Source organism: Sphingomonas sp. GW821-FHT03E12 (assembly GCF_059420685.1).
In genome coordinates this window covers 112,376-128,083 of sequence record NZ_JBWKUF010000007.1, presented here as the reverse complement: position 1 = coordinate 128,083, position 15,708 = coordinate 112,376, and the positions used below count along the sequence as shown (strand labels likewise).

Annotated in this window: 14 protein-coding genes; 9 read left to right on the top strand and 5 right to left on the bottom strand. The window is 62.7% G+C overall.

Annotation, left to right across the window (positions count from 1 at the left end):
- Window positions 1–223 precede the first annotated feature (223 nt).
- Together AC07TU_RS19705 and AC07TU_RS19700 are read left to right on the top strand one after the other, a co-directional pair.
- Window positions 224–1,621 (top strand): exopolysaccharide biosynthesis polyprenyl glycosylphosphotransferase, encoded by a 1,398-nt coding sequence (locus AC07TU_RS19705; RefSeq protein WP_495189636.1) that lies wholly within the window; start codon window positions 224–226, stop codon window positions 1,619–1,621.
- Window positions 1,622–1,705: 84 nt separating this feature from the next.
- Window positions 1,706–2,365 (top strand): class I SAM-dependent methyltransferase, encoded by a 660-nt coding sequence (locus AC07TU_RS19700; protein ID WP_495189635.1) that lies wholly within the window; start codon window positions 1,706–1,708, stop codon window positions 2,363–2,365.
- A gap of 216 nt (window positions 2,366–2,581) precedes the next feature.
- On the opposite strand, the gene AC07TU_RS19695 is transcribed toward AC07TU_RS19700, so the two are convergent.
- From AC07TU_RS19695 to AC07TU_RS19680, 4 genes are read right to left on the bottom strand one after another with little or no spacing between them, the layout of a single operon-like run.
- Complete coding sequence (locus tag AC07TU_RS19695) at window positions 2,582–3,208, bottom strand: D-sedoheptulose-7-phosphate isomerase (RefSeq protein ID WP_495189634.1); 627 nt, start codon at window positions 3,206–3,208, stop codon at window positions 2,582–2,584.
- A gap of 16 nt (window positions 3,209–3,224) precedes the next feature.
- Window positions 3,225–4,205, bottom strand: a complete 981-nt coding sequence (locus AC07TU_RS19690) for a GHMP family kinase ATP-binding protein (protein WP_495189633.1) — start codon at window positions 4,203–4,205, stop codon at window positions 3,225–3,227.
- 5 nt (window positions 4,206–4,210) lie between these two features.
- Window positions 4,211–5,572 carry an HAD-IIIA family hydrolase gene (locus tag AC07TU_RS19685; protein WP_495189632.1) on the bottom strand — a complete coding sequence of 454 codons (1,362 nt, stop codon included), beginning with the start codon at window positions 5,570–5,572 and terminating at the stop codon, window positions 4,211–4,213.
- The gene (locus AC07TU_RS19680) at window positions 5,560–6,534 is read right to left on the bottom strand and encodes an SDR family NAD(P)-dependent oxidoreductase (RefSeq protein ID WP_495189631.1); all 975 of its coding nucleotides are present in this window, start codon (window positions 6,532–6,534) and stop codon (window positions 5,560–5,562) included. The genes AC07TU_RS19685 and AC07TU_RS19680 overlap by 13 nt, the downstream gene beginning before the upstream one ends.
- A 159-nt stretch (window positions 6,535–6,693) precedes the next feature.
- Here AC07TU_RS19680 and AC07TU_RS19675 point away from each other — a divergent pair, with 159 nt between their 5' ends.
- The 5 genes from AC07TU_RS19675 (at window position 6,694) to AC07TU_RS19655 (ending at window position 13,475) form a co-directional block, all read left to right on the top strand.
- Window positions 6,694–7,788 (top strand): glycosyltransferase family 4 protein, encoded by a 1,095-nt coding sequence (locus tag AC07TU_RS19675; RefSeq protein ID WP_495189630.1) that lies wholly within the window; start codon window positions 6,694–6,696, stop codon window positions 7,786–7,788.
- Entirely contained in the window at window positions 7,785–9,203 is a 1,419-nt protein-coding gene (locus AC07TU_RS19670; protein WP_495189629.1) for an O-antigen ligase family protein, read from the top strand. Before AC07TU_RS19675 ends, AC07TU_RS19670 begins: the two co-directional genes overlap by 4 nt.
- 76 nt (window positions 9,204–9,279) lie before the next feature.
- Window positions 9,280–9,981, top strand: coding sequence for a polysaccharide biosynthesis/export family protein (locus AC07TU_RS19665; RefSeq protein WP_495189628.1), 702 nt, complete (start codon window positions 9,280–9,282; stop codon window positions 9,979–9,981).
- A 15-nt stretch (window positions 9,982–9,996) separates the two neighbouring features.
- The gene (locus AC07TU_RS19660; protein WP_495189627.1) at window positions 9,997–12,216 is read left to right on the top strand and encodes a GumC family protein; all 2,220 of its coding nucleotides are present in this window, start codon (window positions 9,997–9,999) and stop codon (window positions 12,214–12,216) included.
- Window positions 12,217–12,242: 26 nt separating this feature from the next.
- Complete coding sequence (locus tag AC07TU_RS19655; protein WP_495189626.1) at window positions 12,243–13,475, top strand: hypothetical protein; 1,233 nt, start codon at window positions 12,243–12,245, stop codon at window positions 13,473–13,475.
- 130 nt (window positions 13,476–13,605) lie between these two features.
- On the opposite strand, the gene AC07TU_RS19650 is transcribed toward AC07TU_RS19655, so the two are convergent.
- On the bottom strand, window positions 13,606–13,740 hold the full coding sequence (locus AC07TU_RS19650) for a hypothetical protein (protein ID WP_495189625.1): 135 nt from the start codon (window positions 13,738–13,740) through the stop codon (window positions 13,606–13,608).
- Window positions 13,741–13,774: 34 nt separating this feature from the next.
- Between AC07TU_RS19650 and AC07TU_RS19645 the strand changes: the two genes are divergently transcribed.
- Together AC07TU_RS19645 and AC07TU_RS19640 are read left to right on the top strand one after the other, a co-directional pair.
- A complete protein-coding gene (locus AC07TU_RS19645) occupies window positions 13,775–14,437 on the top strand; it encodes a hypothetical protein (protein ID WP_495189624.1) in 663 nt (220 codons plus the stop codon).
- Window positions 14,438–14,499: 62 nt separating this feature from the next.
- Window positions 14,500–15,696, top strand: coding sequence for an O-antigen ligase family protein (locus AC07TU_RS19640; RefSeq protein WP_495189623.1), 1,197 nt, complete (start codon window positions 14,500–14,502; stop codon window positions 15,694–15,696).
- The last annotated feature ends 12 nt before the right edge of the window (window positions 15,697–15,708 follow it).

Genomic DNA, 15,708 nt, shown 5'->3' with positions numbered 1-15,708 from the left:
TGATGATCGACCTGCGCAACATCTATCCCGCCCCCGAAGCACAACGCGCCGGCTTCACACTCGTCGGCATCGGCAAGAAATGATTGCGTGATATCTCGCATTGAGGGCGGCTTGCCGAATTTTTCTGGAGCGGACGGCTGCCCAGGCAGTTCAATATTTTCTGGTGGACTATGGTGCCCGCGCTATTAGGGGCGGAGGGTGGCATTAGCGAGGCGCTTCTTTGATGCTTGAATTCGGCACAATCCGCGCTGCCCCGCTTAGCGCCGCAGCAGATGGACCGCCCAGACAGTCAAGCAGGGCGGCACTGCGCTTTCGTCTCTATGCTGCGCTGCTTACCGTCGATCTGTTCAGCATCGTCGGTGCGTTCTTCGTCGCTGGCATTATCTACGAGCCGGGTTCGCCGCTGCAGCAGTGGCTCGTCATCTCGGTAATTCTGACGCCGATCTATATCGCGATCGCGCTGCATACGCACGCGTATGACAGTATCGTCATTTCGAGGCCCGGTCTTGGCGTCCAGCGCGCATTCCGGGCGTTCGTGATTGCGGCCGGAACGATCGTGCTGGCGGCATTCTACCTGAAGACGAGCGAGATCTATTCCAGAGGTACGCTGGCGCTGGGATCGACCCTCAGCGCCATGCTGCTGCTTGCGTTCAGATACATGTTCCTGACCAACGCCAGGCGGTTGCTCAGCGACAGTCTGTACAGTGTGACGTTGATTACCGATCGCTCGTTCATCCTTGACGAGACCGGCTTCTCGCTGGTGATTTCGGCACGGGGTGAACCTGATCCTGTTGAAGATACGCCGGCGATGTTCGATCGCCTCGCGCGTGTGCTGGCGGCTTCCGACCGTGTGATCGTGAGTTGTGCGCTGGAGAAGCGGCAGGCATGGGTCCGCATCCTCAAGGGGGCCGGGATCAAGAGCGAGATTTTGGTCCCGGAATTGCGGGATCTCGCGCCGCTGGGACTGGAATATTGGGACGGTTGTCCGACGGTTGTCGTCGCCGACGGCCCGCTTTCGCGGTCGGATGCGTTCGTAAAGCGCGCGTTTGATCTCTTGCTGGCCTCCGCAGCCATCATCGTCCTTCTGCCCCTGCTCGCGATTGTCGCGATCTGGATCAAGATCGACAGCCCCGGGCCGGTATTGTTCATCCAGACGCGTATCGGGCAGGGCAACAGGCTGTTCAGAATGCTCAAGTTCCGCAGCATGCGGACCGACGTGCTGGACCAGGCCGGGGGCACGTCGACCAGCCGGGACGACGCCCGGGTCACGCCCATCGGTCGCTTCATCCGGAGCACGAGCATCGACGAGCTTCCCCAGCTCTTCAACGTTCTGCTTGGGGATATGAGCATCGTCGGACCCCGTCCTCACCCGCTCGGTTCAAGGGCGGAAGACAAATTGTTCTGGGAGATCGACGGACGCTACTGGCACCGCCATGCGGCGAAGCCGGGGCTGACGGGGCTCGCCCAGATTCGCGGCTATCGCGGTGCGACGCTGCGGGAAAGCGACCTGACGGATCGATTGCAGGCGGACCTCGAATATCTGAATGACTGGTCCATCTGGAAGGACATCCGGATCATCATCCTCACCTTCGGGGTGATTGTTCACAAGAACGCGTTTTAGCGAGCGAACGGTGTCCAGCCGATCGTGGCTGGGCAGCTGCTGAAACGATCTCAAGAGATGCTGTAGGAAAGCGAGAGCAGGGGCATGGCGCACGTACAAATCGGCTGCGGTTTCACGGCCGGGGAAGGCTGGCTGAATTTCGATTCTTCACCGACCCTGCGAATCGAGCGTTTGCCGGTCATCGGGAAACGGCTGGGACGGATGGCCGGCAACGCGACACCCTTTCCGCCTGAGGTGCGCTATGGCGATATCATCAGCGGACTGCCGCTGGCCCCCGGTTCGGCGGATGCGATCTATGCCTCGCACGTCCTCGAGCATCTCTCGCGCGAGGATATGACCGCTGCATTGGCGAACTGCTTCGACCTGCTGAAGCCCGGTGGCAAGCTGCGGCTCATTGTTCCGGATCTGCAGGCGCGCGCTGCGCGCTATCTGGATGCCCTGGCGCAGGGCGATGCAGGCGCGAGCGACGATTTCATGCGTTCGACCTATCTGGGGATGGAAACCCGGCCGCGCGGCCTTCTCGGGGTTCTGCGCCGGTCCATCGGGAATGCGGCGCATCTCTGGATGTGGGATGCGCTCTCGATCGAATCCGTGCTGCTGGAAGCGGGTTTTCGCGACATCCGCCGGGTCGAGTTTGGCGATTCGGATGATCCGATGTTCAAGCAGGTCGAATCCCATGACCGCTTTGTCGATGACGGGATCGTGGAAATCGCCGTGCAGGCGCAAAAGCCCGGCGCGGATTGAACGGAAGAGCGTGCATCGGGGCGGCAGTCGAGCTCCGTCCCCATGCCCGATGAACGGCGCTGCGGGACGCTGCCGAAACGGGCAGCGCATGTTGATGGCGCTTAGAGGGCGCGCTTAAATAGGGTGGGCCGGCACGCGCTCCGTGCCGGCTATGCGCGGCTGGAGGGTCCTGTCCGGCGGCCGGGCAGGACCATGGCGTTCTTCAGAATTTGACCTTCAGAATTTGACGGTACCCAGCGCCTGCACATCCTCAAAATGACTGACCCGCAGATATTGCGCCAGGATGTGCATAAGGGACTGATGAATATCCTCGACGACGCCATAATTGTCGATGGCCACATGCAGCGAGACATCGGCGATCTTGGATGCCTCGCCGCCGCTGAAGCCGGTCATGGCGATCGTCGCCATGCCGCATTCCTTGGCCTGCCGGAGCGCGCGGATGATGTTCGGTGACGCCCCGGAGGAACTGATCGCGATCAGCACGTCGCCAGGGCTGCCAAGCGATTCGAGCTGAAACGAGAACATCTCGTCCGATCCGATATCGTTGACGATCGCGGTCAGCAGTTCGACGGTTGCCGAGAGGCTGTGCACCTTGGGCTTGATCGTGCTGCCCGCTCGGGCGCCCTTCATGCAATCGCAGACCAGGTGGTTCGAGATCGCCGCCGAACCGCCATTCCCGCACGAGAAGATCGTCCGGCCCTGCTGCGCGCGTTCCGCCAGCAACGCCCCCGCTGCGTCAAGTGCACCGCGATCGACGGTCTGGGTCCCGCGTGCCAGCAAATCGAAATAGGCTGTGCCGAGCTCGCCCGCGGCATCGTAAACTCGTTCCGGAAAGTAAGTCATGCCGGTTCCCTGCGTATCACTGATGGAATACGATATTCGTTCCGTTGCGGTCGATGCCGAACTGGATTTCCTGCATCGGCAGCAGCGCCTTGCGAACGGCGTCGCGCTTGTTCTCGGGCACTGTGAACACCAGAAAGCCTCCGCCGCCTGCGCCAAGGAGCTTGCCGCCGGTCGCGCCAGCGCCACGCGCTGCGTCATAGGCCTGATCAAGCAACGGCGTCGATACGCCTGCCGCAAGCGTCTTCTTCAGCAACCAGCCCTCGTGCATCGATTCCCCGACCGCTTCGAAATGGCCCCGCGAAAGCTCCGCCTGCAGCTCATAGGCCATCTCGACCATGCGTTTGGTGCTGGCACGCTTGTCGGCGCTGGTCGCGACATTCTTCGACTGGTCGCTGAGGATCTTCGACGCTGAACGAACCACGCCGGTGTAGAACATCATCATCGATTGCTCGAGATGGGTCGACGAATTGCCCGGCATGGTGATCGGTTCCACATCGACCGAACCGTCCGGATGGAAGCGGATCAGCTTCAACCCGCCGACTGCTGCGCCATATTGATCCTGCTTGCCGATCGGCTCGCCGCAGATGTCGATTTCGATCTCGCAGGCTTCGCGCGCGAGCTCTTCCTTCGTGCGGTACTCGCCCTTGAAGGCGTGCAGTGCATGCAGCAGCCCGACGGTGAAGGCGCTCGACGAACCAAGCCCGGATCCGCGCGACGGTATGTCGGCGATGGACGCGATCTCGACCCCGTTGGCGATGTCGAGCTTCTGCAGAATCGCCCGTACGAGCCGGTGCTCGATCAGATCGACCTGTTTGACCTCTTCGGTCTTGGAGTAGGAAATGCGGATCGTATCGTCGAATGCGCGGTTGACGCAGAGAAAGACATATTTGTCGATCGCCGTCGAAACGACTGCGCCACCGGCTTCCTGAAAATAGGCGGGCAGATCGCTGCCGCCCCCGGCGAAGCTCAATCGCATCGGCGTCTTGCTTATGATCATGATCGCTATCCGTTGACGGGCCGGTCGGCGTATGACGCGCCCGGGACCTGCTGCATGACAATTTCGACCGCCGCGGCCAAATCTGCGACGACATAGTCTGGCGGTGCGTCGAACATTCCATCCTGACCGGCATGACCGGTCTGCACCAGGATCGACTTGAGACCCGCCCGGCGTGCCAGCTCGATGTCCGCGGTGCGGTCTCCGACAAACCAGCATTGGGAGCGATCCAGGTGATAGTCTTCGATCGCTCTATCGACGAGCGCTGTTGCAGGTTTGCGGCAATCGCAGCGGAACTTCAGTTCGGGCACCTCGCCGGGAAAGCCGCTGTCCGGGTGATGCGGGCAGAAGTAGAGATCGTCCAGAAAGGCGCCGTCCTGCCCCAGCAGCATGTCGAGCCGGGCGTGGATCGCATCGAGTCCGTCCCAGGTCACGTCGCCACGTGCGACCACCGGCTGGTTGGTTATGCAGATTGCGCGGAAGATGCTGTCGTTCAGCCGGCGCACTGCCGCGCTTGCCCCCGGGGTCAGGCTGAGGTCGTCGGGGTTGGAAATCAGGCCGCGCTCGACGTTCAACACGCCATCCCGATCCAGGAACACCGCTGCCGCCCGGGCCCGAAACGATCGTTCCGCGACCTTTCCGATCAGCAGATCCCGCCGAACCTTCTCGACCCGGTGGGGCGTGCCGGCATCCTTGATATATTCCGGGCTCTTATAGCCCATCAGCGACATGCCCATCTCGAGCATGCGCGGCAGCACATGGTTGCCGAAATCGGGCTTTGGCGGAAGCTGGTCGGCTCGGGCGAACGCGTCCCGCTCGATCACATAGAGGGCCGCATTGGCCAGGTTGCGGAATTCCGACCCCTCGGGATGCGGCTTCGGGTGAAAGGCTTTGACCCAATCGTCACGGTCAAGCTCGACAAGGTCGGAATCGTGCGGATGATCATTGGGATGGACGAGGAGTGTCGCAGCCGCTCCAGACCTGTCGTGCGCCGCGATGATGCGGTGCAGGTCCACGTCCATCACCGTATCGCCATAGAGGATCAGAAAGCGCGGCTGGAGATCGGCGATGATGTGGCGAACGGCACCGGCCGTGCCGAGCGCGCCGGGCTCTTCCGCGCAGCGGATGCTGAGGCCCCATGCCGAACCGTCCCCGCAATAGGCGGCGATCTGGTCGACCCGCGACGCGGCTTCCGGCGTCGCACGATGGCCGGCAAGCACGATCACCTCGCGGAATCCCTGCGCCGCGATCATCTCGAGCTGGCGCCCCAGCAGCGGCGTCCCGGCGACATCGACCAGCGCCTTAGGCAGATTGCCGGTAACCTCGGCGAGCCGCGTACCGGCGCCGCCGGCAAGGATCAGGACTTGCATCGCAGGCCGCGTTCTTCGACGATCTCCTGCGCCGCCCGCAGCACGGCCTGCTGCGAGCTGCTTTCCGGCCGCCAGCCAAGGGCTGCCAGCTTTTCCACCGAATATTCGAACCGTGGCACGTCGCCCACCCAGCCGCGGTCGCCCCCGGTGTAGCGGATGCGGGCGCCGGTTTCCGACGCATCGATCACCGCTGCCGCGATGAACTTCACCTCGGCGCCATGGTCCTCGGGGCCGATATTGTAGACGCCGCGGCGTTCGGCCGCGTTCTTCTGAATGAAGATCATCGCATCGACCAGCTCGGTGACGTGCAGATAGGGTTTGCGCTGATTGCCGTCGCCCAGCACCTCAAGCTCTTGCGGATCCTTGAGGAGTTTGTTGACGAGATCGTAGATCACGCCATGCGTACCCCGGCTGCCGATCACGTTCGGAAAACGGCAAATCCACGCCTGATCCAGCGTGCTTTCTACCGCGGCACTGATCGCCGCTTCGGCCGCGAGCTTCATCGCGCCATAGGCCGAAATCGGCAGAAGCGGCCCGAGCGTCTCGCGCAACGGCTCATCGCTTTCGCCATAGACGGCGGATGTCGATGCGAAGACGATCTTCCGCCCGCCGTGGCGCTGCATCAGGGCAAGCGTCTCGAACGTCGTCATGAAGGTGTCGCGAAGATCGACGCGCGGGTCGGCAACGCCGGCCGCGATGTCCGAATTGGCCGCCATGTGCCAAACGATATCGAGCGGCTTGCCAAGGCCGGTCAGCACCGCATCAACCCGCTCGATTACGGCCTGGCGATCATCCAGATCGGATTCGATCATCGTGAAGCCCGGATGCGCCAGGGCGTTGGCCAGATTCGTCCGCGTACCGCGGAGATAGTTGTCGATACCGACGACCTGATTTCCCGCTGCGAGTAGTCGATCGACTAGATGGCTTCCGATGAAGCCGGCAGCGCCAGTTACAAGCATCATGCTGAGTGAGTCCGCCCTAGGGGAAGGCTCATCTGTAACGCGGGTTGAGCGTTGTCAAGAAACTCCCGCGCCCATTTTTCTGCCAGATTATCGCATCTTTCCGGACGCCGGGGGCTGTGTTAGGCGGGCGGGAACCGGGCGGTAAGAAGGTGAATATAGTTGGTTGGAGAAGCGGTCGAGTTGCTGCCCAAAGTGATCGTCGTCGCCCCAGTTCCGCCGCCGCTTCACGGTGCCGCAGCGACGACCGCAGGCATTCTTGAGTTTTTCAAGGGGAAGCTCGACGTCACCGTGGCGAATGTGTCGCCCGGGCGTGCGACCGGCGTTGCCCGGCATGGGGTTCGTATCTGGCGGGCGTTGAAAGCTGTGGGGCTTTTGATCGCGAAGGCCCGCAGCCGGCCCGCCACGCTCTATATGACCGCGGATGGCGGTGCGGGCATGCTGTATAACATCGCCGTCGCCTTCACCGGCACGTTGCTCGGCTATCGCGTATTCCTGCACCATCACTCCTTCGCCTATATTGACCGTCCGACCGCGATGATGGCGATATTGTCGCGTATTCTCGCGCGGTCGGGGGTCCACATCGTCCTGTGTCAGGCGATGGCGGATGGTCTCAAGGCCCATTATGTCATCAACAGGACGTTCGAACTGTCGAGCGCGGCGCTCTTGCCGCCAAGCCCGCGCGCACCACGGCAGGGCGGGCGCCTGAGGCTTGGCTTCTTGAGCAACCTCATCGTCGAGAAGGGGGTCGATACCTCGATCGACCTGGTGCGCGCTGCACGGGCGGAAGGCCTGGATGTCGAACTCGTCATCGCAGGACGTGCGCCGGATCAGCGGCCGCTCGACCTGATCCGGCAGGCGGAGCAGGATCTGGGCGATGCGTTCAGCTATCTCGGGCCGCTCAGCGACGAGGACAAGGCCAGGTTTCTCGAAGGTCTCGACGTGTTTCTCTTCCCGTCGCGTTACTTCAACGAGGCGCAGCCGCGTGCCGTGCTCGAGGCGCTCGCCAGCGGTGTACCGGTGTTGACGATTGCCCGCAGTTGCATCACTTCCGACATGGGAGAGGGGGCTGGCATGTGTGTTCCGCGCGATGCGAACTTCGTCGATGAAGCCTTGCCGCTCTTGCGGGCCTGGGCGATCGACAGGTCGGTGCTGGCCGATTACACGAGCGTTGCCGGTCGCCGCGGCGAAGAGCTTCACTCGATTGGCCAGGCGCATCTCCTGTCGCTGGTGCAAGCAATTGGATCCGCATCATGAGCGCAAGACTTCACGGCTGGGCTGGCGCGGCTTCGCGCAATGCGACCGGCGGCGGTGGGGCGGGGCTGGTGTCCGGAGTGCCGCGCTTCCCGCTGGTCATCCTTGTCCTGTTCATGGTGGTCTGCACCCTGGGCGGCGGTTCGTCCCGTATCGACGTGCCGTCCTTGCTCTATGTCCGCCCGGCCGCCATCCTGGCCATCTGCCTCCTGCTGGCGGGCGGATATCTGCCCTATCTGCGGCAGGTGCGGCCGCTCCTGCTGTTGCTGGGTTGTTTCGCCGGCTGGATGGTGATCCAGCTGATCCCGCTGCCGCCTGCTCTTTGGACGCTATTGCCCGGGCACGGCCAATATGCGGAGCTGGCGACGATCGCGGGCGTTCCGCAGCCTTGGCGGCCGATCGCGCTTTCGACCGACCGGGCGCTGGCCGGGCTTCTCGCGCTTATGCCGGCTCTCGTTATTCTGCTCGGTTGGGCGGCGATCGATCCTTCCGGGCGCCTGCTCAGCGTGCCGATGCTGTTGCTGATCATCGGTGGCAGCGCGCTGCTCGGTGTTGCGCAGGTATCGACGGGTTCTGGCCCCGCATATCTCTACCAGCTGACCAATGAAGGGTCCGCTGTGGGGATTTTCGCCAATCGCAATCATCAGGCCTTGCTTCTGGCGATTGGATTTCCGCTGCTGCGCCTCTGGACGTTGCTTCCGCGCCCGCCCAAGGCCAGCCGGCATACCCGGAATATGCTCGCGATCGCATTGGCGCTTTTCCTCATTCCCATGATCGTCGTGACCGGATCGCGCGCGGGCCTGCTGCTCGGCGTTGCGGGCATTGTCTTCGCAGTCCTGCTTGCGCCTGGCCGGATCCGTTTCTCCAAGGACCGGCGCTGGCGCCTGTTGCAGATTGCAGCGCTGATTCTGGTGCCCGTCATCCTTGTGGTCCTGGCCCTGTCGCTGGGGCGCGCCGTTGCGCTGGAGCGGCTGGCGACGCAGGAACTGGGGCAGGACCTGCGCTGGCGTCTCCTTCCCATAACATTGCAGGTGCTCAAGGATTTCATGCCGTTCGGGACCGGGTTCGGCGCATTCGATCTGGTCTTCCGCGGATATGAGACCGATGCGGTACTCCGCCCAACCTATTTCAATCATGCGCATAACGAGCTGCTCGAGCTCGCGATCACGGGGGGATTGCCCGCGATCCTTATTCTCGCTGCCTTCCTCGTCTGGGTGTCGCGTCAGTTGCTGCGTTCGGTGTGGCCGAAAGGGGGGCGTGACGAATTCACGCTCCTGGCGCGAACCGGCCTCATCATTATTGCGCTGATCTTCTTTGCCAGCGTGGTCGATTACCCACTCAGAACGCCGTTTTTCGCCGCCTTGTTTGCCCTTGCCTGTTGTTGGGCGGGGGCGGCCCAGATGTCCGCAAAACGGTAACTTTCTGCCGCTTGAGACTTTACGGTGTGAGGCGGCGGCGTTATCGGACGTAAATCGCGTAAGTAAGGAAGAGGCAATGGGCTTCAGGGTCCTCCTGGGCAGCATTTTTCTGGTCACGGTAACAGCATGTTCGGGTCCGAAGTTGATTGGTCGTCCAGATCTGGAGATCGTCAATGCGGCCGATCTGCCTGCGCCTACGCGTGAGGATCTGATCCTCCAGCAGCGCCCCTATGTGATCGGGCCGTTCGACAAGGTGGCGATCGATATTTTCGGCGTGCCGGAACTCAGCCGGACGATCCAGGTCGACGCCAACGGGCAGATTTCGATGCCGTTGATCGGAAACGTGGATGCGGCGGGCAACAGCCCCTCCCAGCTTGCGGGCCTGATTGCCGACAAGCTGCGGGGGCTGGTGCGCAATCCCCAGGTCACCGTGAACACCGATACCGTCAATCAGACGGTGACGGTCGATGGCGAAGTGCGAAAGCCGGGCCTGTACCCGGTGACCGGGCGCATGACGCTGTTGAGGGTGGCGGCGACGGCGGGCGGCTTGTCCGAGTTCGCGAGGCAGAATTTCGTCGTGGTGTTCCGCCGCGTCGGGGCCAAGGATATGGCCGCGCTCTATGATGTCCGCGCCATCCGTCAGGGCCTCTATCCCGATCCGGAAATCTACGCCAACGACTTGGTCTACGTCGGTGAAAACCCGACCGCACGAGTATTCAAGGATGTCCTGCAGAGCGGCGCGCTCTTGTCGGCTCCGCTCGTTGCAGTCCTGAACTGATAAAGCATAGGCACTATGAACGACGTGGATTTTCGCCGACAGGGATCGGTACTGGTTTCCGCCGACACGATCGCCGATGCAGGTGGGGCTGGCGTCGATGATGGGCCGTCGATCATCACTCAGGTGCTGTCCACGCTGCGCCGGCGGAAGTGGGTCATCGGGGGTATCGTTGTCGGAGCGGTAGCTCTGGGGATGCTGATCACGCTGTTGATGACGCCGCAGTTCACCTCCTCTGCGACGATGGAGATCCAGCGCGAAACCGGCAACTTCATGGCGGTCGATGGCGCCGAGCAGAAATCCAGCTTCATCGATGAAGAATTCTATCAGACCCAATATGGCCTGTTGCGTTCGCGTGTGCTCGCAGAACGCGTTGCGACCAATTTGCGGCTCTATGACAATGAGAAGTTCTTCGAAATGTTCGGCAGTCGGAAATATTCCGATTGGTTCGAAGATGGCCGCCTGAAGAGCGATGCCGGCCACAGGGCGGAGCGTGTCCGTGAGGCGGGAGATCTCCTGCTTGATAATTTCTCGGTGCGTCCGCTTCAGGATTCTCGCCTGGTAACCATCTCCTTCACGGCCCCTGACGCGGCACTCGCCAAGCGCGTGATCGATTCCTGGTCGTCGAATTTCATCAGCACGGCATTGGAGCGCAGGTTTGAGGCGACGGCCCATGCGCGGCGCTTCCTTGAAGGCCGGCTGACGCAGTTGCGCACGCGCATCGATGAGTCGGAGCGCGTCCTGGTGGGCTATGCAACGCGCGAGGGGATCGTCAATTTGCCGGCTACCCAGCCGGCGACGGGCGAAGGCGGCATGACCGGAGAGCGCTCTCTGGTGGCCGACGATCTTGCGAACTTGAATCGCGAGCTGGCTGCTGCGACCGCGGCGCGGGTGCGGGCCGAGAGCCGGCTTGGCGCGGCAGGCGGCGATGTCGCCGAGGCTCTGGATAATGCGGCGATCGCCAAGCTGCGCGAACGGCGCGCGGAGCTGGCTGCTGACTATGCGAAGATGATGGTGCAGTTCGAGCCGGACTATCCGCTGGCGAAGGCACTTCGTACCCAGTTGAGCCAGATCGACAGCGCGATCTCACGGGAAGAGACGCGCGTTTCGCGCGCGCTGCGTGAGGCCTATACCTCCAGCGTTGAGCGGGAGCGGGCACTGCGCGAGCGCGTCACCGGCCTGAAGCAGGGCGTGCTCGATCTGCGGCGGCGCAGCATCCAGTACAACATCTTCCAGCGCGACGCGGACACCAACCGCGAACTCTATAATGCGTTGCTTCAGCGCTATAAGGAGATCGGTGTCGCGGGTGGTGTTGGCGTGAACAACATCTCCGTCGTGGATGTCGCGGAAGTACCGGAGCGTCCTTCCAGCCCCCGGTTCCTGATCAACCTGGCGCTGGCATTGCTTGCGGGCCTTGTGCTTGGCGTCGGCGCGGCCTTCGCGCTCGAACAGGTCGATGAGGGGATTTCGGATCCGGCAGACGTCGAGCCTGCAATGGATGTGCCTCTGCTCGGCTCGGTGCCGAAGTCCGAGGGCAGCGCGATCGAGCAGCTCGCCGACCGCAAATCGGCACTTACGGAAGCCTATGTGTCGATCAACGCGCGGCTCGGCTTTACCACAGACCATGGTGTTCCGAAGCTCCTGGCCGTCACCAGCACCCGTCCGGCAGAAGGCAAGTCCACCACCAGCTTCGCGATCGCAGCGTCGCTGGCGAGGGTCAACCGCCGCGTGCTGCTTGTCGATGCGGATATGCGGTCTCCGTCGATCCACAACCTGCTGCATATCGACAACGCCGGGGGCCTCAGCAACTATCTGTCGGGTGACGACAATATCGATGGGCTGATCCGTCCTCTGAAGCACGATAACATGTTCGCAATGACGGCAGGTCCGATGCCGCCGAGCGCGCCCGAACTGCTGTCGACCGATCGCCTGGACAAGCTGTTGGGCATCTTGCTCGAGCGCTTTGATCACGTCGTGTTCGATAGCCCACCGGTGATGGGCCTTGCGGATGCGCCGCTGATTTGCAGCCGCATCGAAGGCACCGTGTTCGTCATGGAGGCGCATGCGACGCAGAAGAACATGGCCAAGGTTGCGGTCGGACGGCTGCGCGCCGTCAGCGCGCAGATTGTCGGAATCGTTCTGACGAAGTTCGATTCCAAGCGCGGCCATTACGGCTATGGCTACGGTTATGGCTACGGCTATGGCTATGGCGAGGCCGACTCTCGTGAGAGTGCTTGACCGGATGTGGCGGGCGATCCTCTGACATGCAGAGGCCGGCTGTCCCTCGCCTGGTTCGCTTCGGTCTGCTCGGAGGCTTCGCGCTTGTCGCGATCATCTGGTGCACGTTGTTCACAAGCTCCCAGATCGGGATCAGGACAGCTGGTGCCAGTCGCCTATGGACGACGGCGGATGAGCATCTGCGGCGCGCGAACCTGCTGCTGATCACTCCGGGTTCGGTTTCGCCGGCGATCCAGGCGGAGGTCAGGGACCACGCCTTTGGGGCGTTTCAGCGGGAGACCGCGGGCGCGGTTCCGGCGCGCTTGCTGGGCCTGGTCGCCCAGATGGAGAACAAGCCGGATTCCGCACGCCGCTTCTTCACCTATGCCGAGAAGATGTCGCGGCGCGATTTGCCGACGCAGCTTTGGTTTATCGAGTATTCCGCAAGCCAGAACGACATACCTGGAGCATTGCTCCACTATGATCGGGCGCTTCGCACCCGTCTGCAGGCGCGGCCGATGCTGCTTCCGGTCCTGGCTCAGGCAGCGAGCGATCCTGAGATCGCAAAGCCGCTTGCGCGGATGCTGGCCGGTCGTCCGTCGTGGTGGACGGATTTCATGGATGTTTTCGTCAAGGATGCATCCAGCCCCCGGGCGCTTGCCGAGATCCTTCACGCCGTCAATCTGCGGCCGAATGTTCAGCGCGAACGCGATCTCCTGACCGCGGCAATGATGCGGGCCATTGCGCTGAAGGCCGAGCCGGTCGCAGCTGCGATCTACGCGCGGTCAAGCGGGCGCAGCACATCGGATGCCGGGAATCTGGTACGGGATGGCGGGTTCGAACTTTCGGATGAAGCGCGTTTGCCGCCCTTCGATTGGACGCTGGCGCAGTCGGCGGACCTGACGGGTGTGCGCGAATCCCGTCCCGGTGCATCGGGGGCGTCTGCGCTTGTAATCATGGCCGTTCCTTCATCGGCCGGGGAGGTTGCGCGGCAGCTGCTGACCCTGCCCGAGGGCAAATATCGTTTGTCCGCCGTCGCCGGCGAAACCGGGCCCGAGGCCGCCACGCGCCCGGCGTTGATGGTCAAGTGCGCCGACACCGGGCGAGAAATCGCGAAGCTCGTCGCTCCACAGTCGAAGGCCGCTGCCGAAGCGGGAGCCGAATTCGCGGTTTCGGGGCCGGGGTGCAGAACCCAATGGCTCGTGGTGACAGGTGCAGCTGGCCTTGACGGCAACAGGACGGATCCCTGGATTGACTCGGTGCAGGTCCGGAAGCTGTGAATGACGGGCGGGTCGTGAACGCTCGCGGAGCGACCGCCCGGCTCCTCGCCACTTGGTTGTTGGTTGCCGGGACCGCTCTTCCATCTTGGGCAAATGGCGGCTTGCCGCAGTCGGTGCCGGACCGGGACAGCTACAGGCGCGTCTTCGCCGAGGAGTTCAGCAGATCCTCGTCCATCGCCGAGGGGCCGGCGCGGACGGCCAACTGGTTCAGGCGATATTTCTTCGGAGAGCCGGCGACCGCGGCCTCGATGGTCTCAATCCGCAACGGTATCCTGACCCTGCAGGGCAGCCCGCAGCAAATGGCAACCATTCAGACGGCCGCCTCCGTCGAGACGTCGCAAGGCTGGAAGGGCCGCGTTTTCCGCGGGGGGGCGTATTTCGAGGCCCGGATCGCGGTCGGATCCAACCAAAGCGCCACTGAAGCTGCCTGGCCCGTATTCTTCGGCATGTCGGTCGAGCATATGGCCCTGAAAGGGGCCGCGCGATGGCCGGGAAGGGCGGAGGGGTATAACCGCTTCGTCGAGACGGATATTTTCGAGTTCAATCCCCGGTGGCATCCCGAACATTACTACATCACCGCGCACGAATGGTATGGTGAGTGGAACAAGCATTGCGGCGCCATGCGCTGGTGCAATGTGTCGAACGACACCGACACCTCGCGGATCATCGCATTTGGCCCGGGTGAGAGTGTCAGATCGTTCAACATCTACGGCCAGCTCTGGCGTCCGGCGACGCCTGGAGCCGATGGAGAACTGCGCAGCTTTCTGAACGGGCGCCCCGTGGGGCCGGTCATCAGATGGCGCATGGGCGAACCCGAGCCGCCCGCGCCGCTTCGGCTGCGGTACAATGTCATTGACCGGCAGGGGCTCGTCCTCATTCTGGCAACGGGTGGGCAGCAGATGCAGGTCGACTGGGTGCGTGTTTGGCAATTGCCGAGCGGCACCGTCGAGGGGCGATGGTGAGATGGCGGACCGCGCGGCAATCGATCTCCCATTTTGCGGCGTGACGGCGTGTTGCTGGTTCATTGCGCAACCCGGAAACCTCGGATAGGGGCCGGGCCATGTCTCGGAAATTTGTCGCGACAATTCTGGCGCTTTGCGACTGTCTGGCGCTTGTCGCCTATATCCTGAACGCATCCCCGATCATCGGACAGGGTGCGGCGCTGGCGCTCAAGCTGTTGCTGGTGCCGTTCATCATGCGATCCGATTCGATCGCCTACGCACAGCGCTACAACCTCCTCCTGATGACGATATTGTGTCTCATCTCGGTGATTTTCTCCGCTGAGCTGTACTCGGAATCGCTGGTCAGGATCGTCGTGTTCCTGCTGACCTTGTCGATCACGTTGATGATTCGTGTCGATGACGTCCGGCGCTATTGTGCCGTCATCGCGGTCACGGTCTCTGCGGCCGCTGTGATCTACATCGTGATGCTCGCCATGGGGATGATCCCCAGGGTCTGGGGGCGGCTTTTCTATTTTCACGGCCTCCATCCGAACCTCGGTGCGGAAATCTCGGCGATGGGCGTGGTCTGCGGCGCGCTCTCGTTGCGATACTGGCCCTTCGCGCTCACGGCCATACCGTCTCTGGCGCTTGCGGCCTTCGTACAGGGACGCGCGGCGATCCTCACCATTGTTCTGGCGATTGCCTTCCGGTCCGGCCACGAATTGCTGACGGCGGGGTCGCGCAAGGCGAAGCTTGCAGCGGTACTCATCTCGCCGCTGGCGCTCGCGGTGGCGATCGGATCGATACCCTATGTGATCAACTCGCTGCGTCTGGACGACACCAATCGCGGGCTGGGTACGGGACTCGGTGGGCGCGCAGGCCGGTGGGAGCTGGCATTCAACGCGTTCATCGATCGTCCGTTGACGGGGCAGGGGCTGGGCTTCTTTGACGAAGCCACCGACTCCACGCCGCACAACTTCTTCCTCTACGGCATTGCGGAAATGGGGCTGCTGTTCGTCCCGATCGTCGCGCTGATGCTTTGGATGGCCTATCGCGCTTATGTCATCCACGGCAGCAAGATGGGGGTTCTCGCAACGCTGCTCGTGATGATGATGATGAACGACCGCTTCATCAACCTGAACCTCTACCCCTTTGTAGCCTGGGTGCTGTTGTTCGCTCTTTCGGCAACACCTGCAGGCGCGCGGGCGGACCGCCGTCTTTTCGTGCGGCGAACGCTCGTACGGCGCGAGGGGCAGGCCTATGCAGGCCTGACCGGGTGATCGCGGACGCGC

What these genes read in the sequence shown, in the direction of transcription:
- AC07TU_RS19700 (WP_495189635.1), top strand. Translation starts at nt 1,706, where the DNA reads ATGGCGCACGTACAAATCGGCTGCGGTTTCACGGCCGGGGAAGGCTGG.
- AC07TU_RS19645 (WP_495189624.1), top strand. Translation starts at nt 13,775, where the DNA reads ATGGCAACCATTCAGACGGCCGCCTCCGTCGAGACGTCGCAAGGCTGG.
- AC07TU_RS19665 (WP_495189628.1), top strand. Translation starts at nt 9,280, where the DNA reads ATGGGCTTCAGGGTCCTCCTGGGCAGCATTTTTCTGGTCACGGTAACA.
- AC07TU_RS19705 (WP_495189636.1), top strand. Translation starts at nt 224, where the DNA reads ATGCTTGAATTCGGCACAATCCGCGCTGCCCCGCTTAGCGCCGCAGCA.
- AC07TU_RS19690 (WP_495189633.1), bottom strand. Translation starts at nt 4,205, where the DNA reads ATGATCATAAGCAAGACGCCGATGCGATTGAGCTTCGCCGGGGGCGGC.
- AC07TU_RS19685 (WP_495189632.1), bottom strand. Translation starts at nt 5,572, where the DNA reads ATGCAAGTCCTGATCCTTGCCGGCGGCGCCGGTACGCGGCTCGCCGAG.
- AC07TU_RS19670 (WP_495189629.1), top strand. Translation starts at nt 7,785, where the DNA reads ATGAGCGCAAGACTTCACGGCTGGGCTGGCGCGGCTTCGCGCAATGCG.
- AC07TU_RS19660 (WP_495189627.1), top strand. Translation starts at nt 9,997, where the DNA reads ATGAACGACGTGGATTTTCGCCGACAGGGATCGGTACTGGTTTCCGCC.
- AC07TU_RS19655 (WP_495189626.1), top strand. Translation starts at nt 12,243, where the DNA reads ATGCAGAGGCCGGCTGTCCCTCGCCTGGTTCGCTTCGGTCTGCTCGGA.
- AC07TU_RS19695 (WP_495189634.1), bottom strand. Translation starts at nt 3,208, where the DNA reads ATGACTTACTTTCCGGAACGAGTTTACGATGCCGCGGGCGAGCTCGGC.
- AC07TU_RS19680 (WP_495189631.1), bottom strand. Translation starts at nt 6,534, where the DNA reads ATGATGCTTGTAACTGGCGCTGCCGGCTTCATCGGAAGCCATCTAGTC.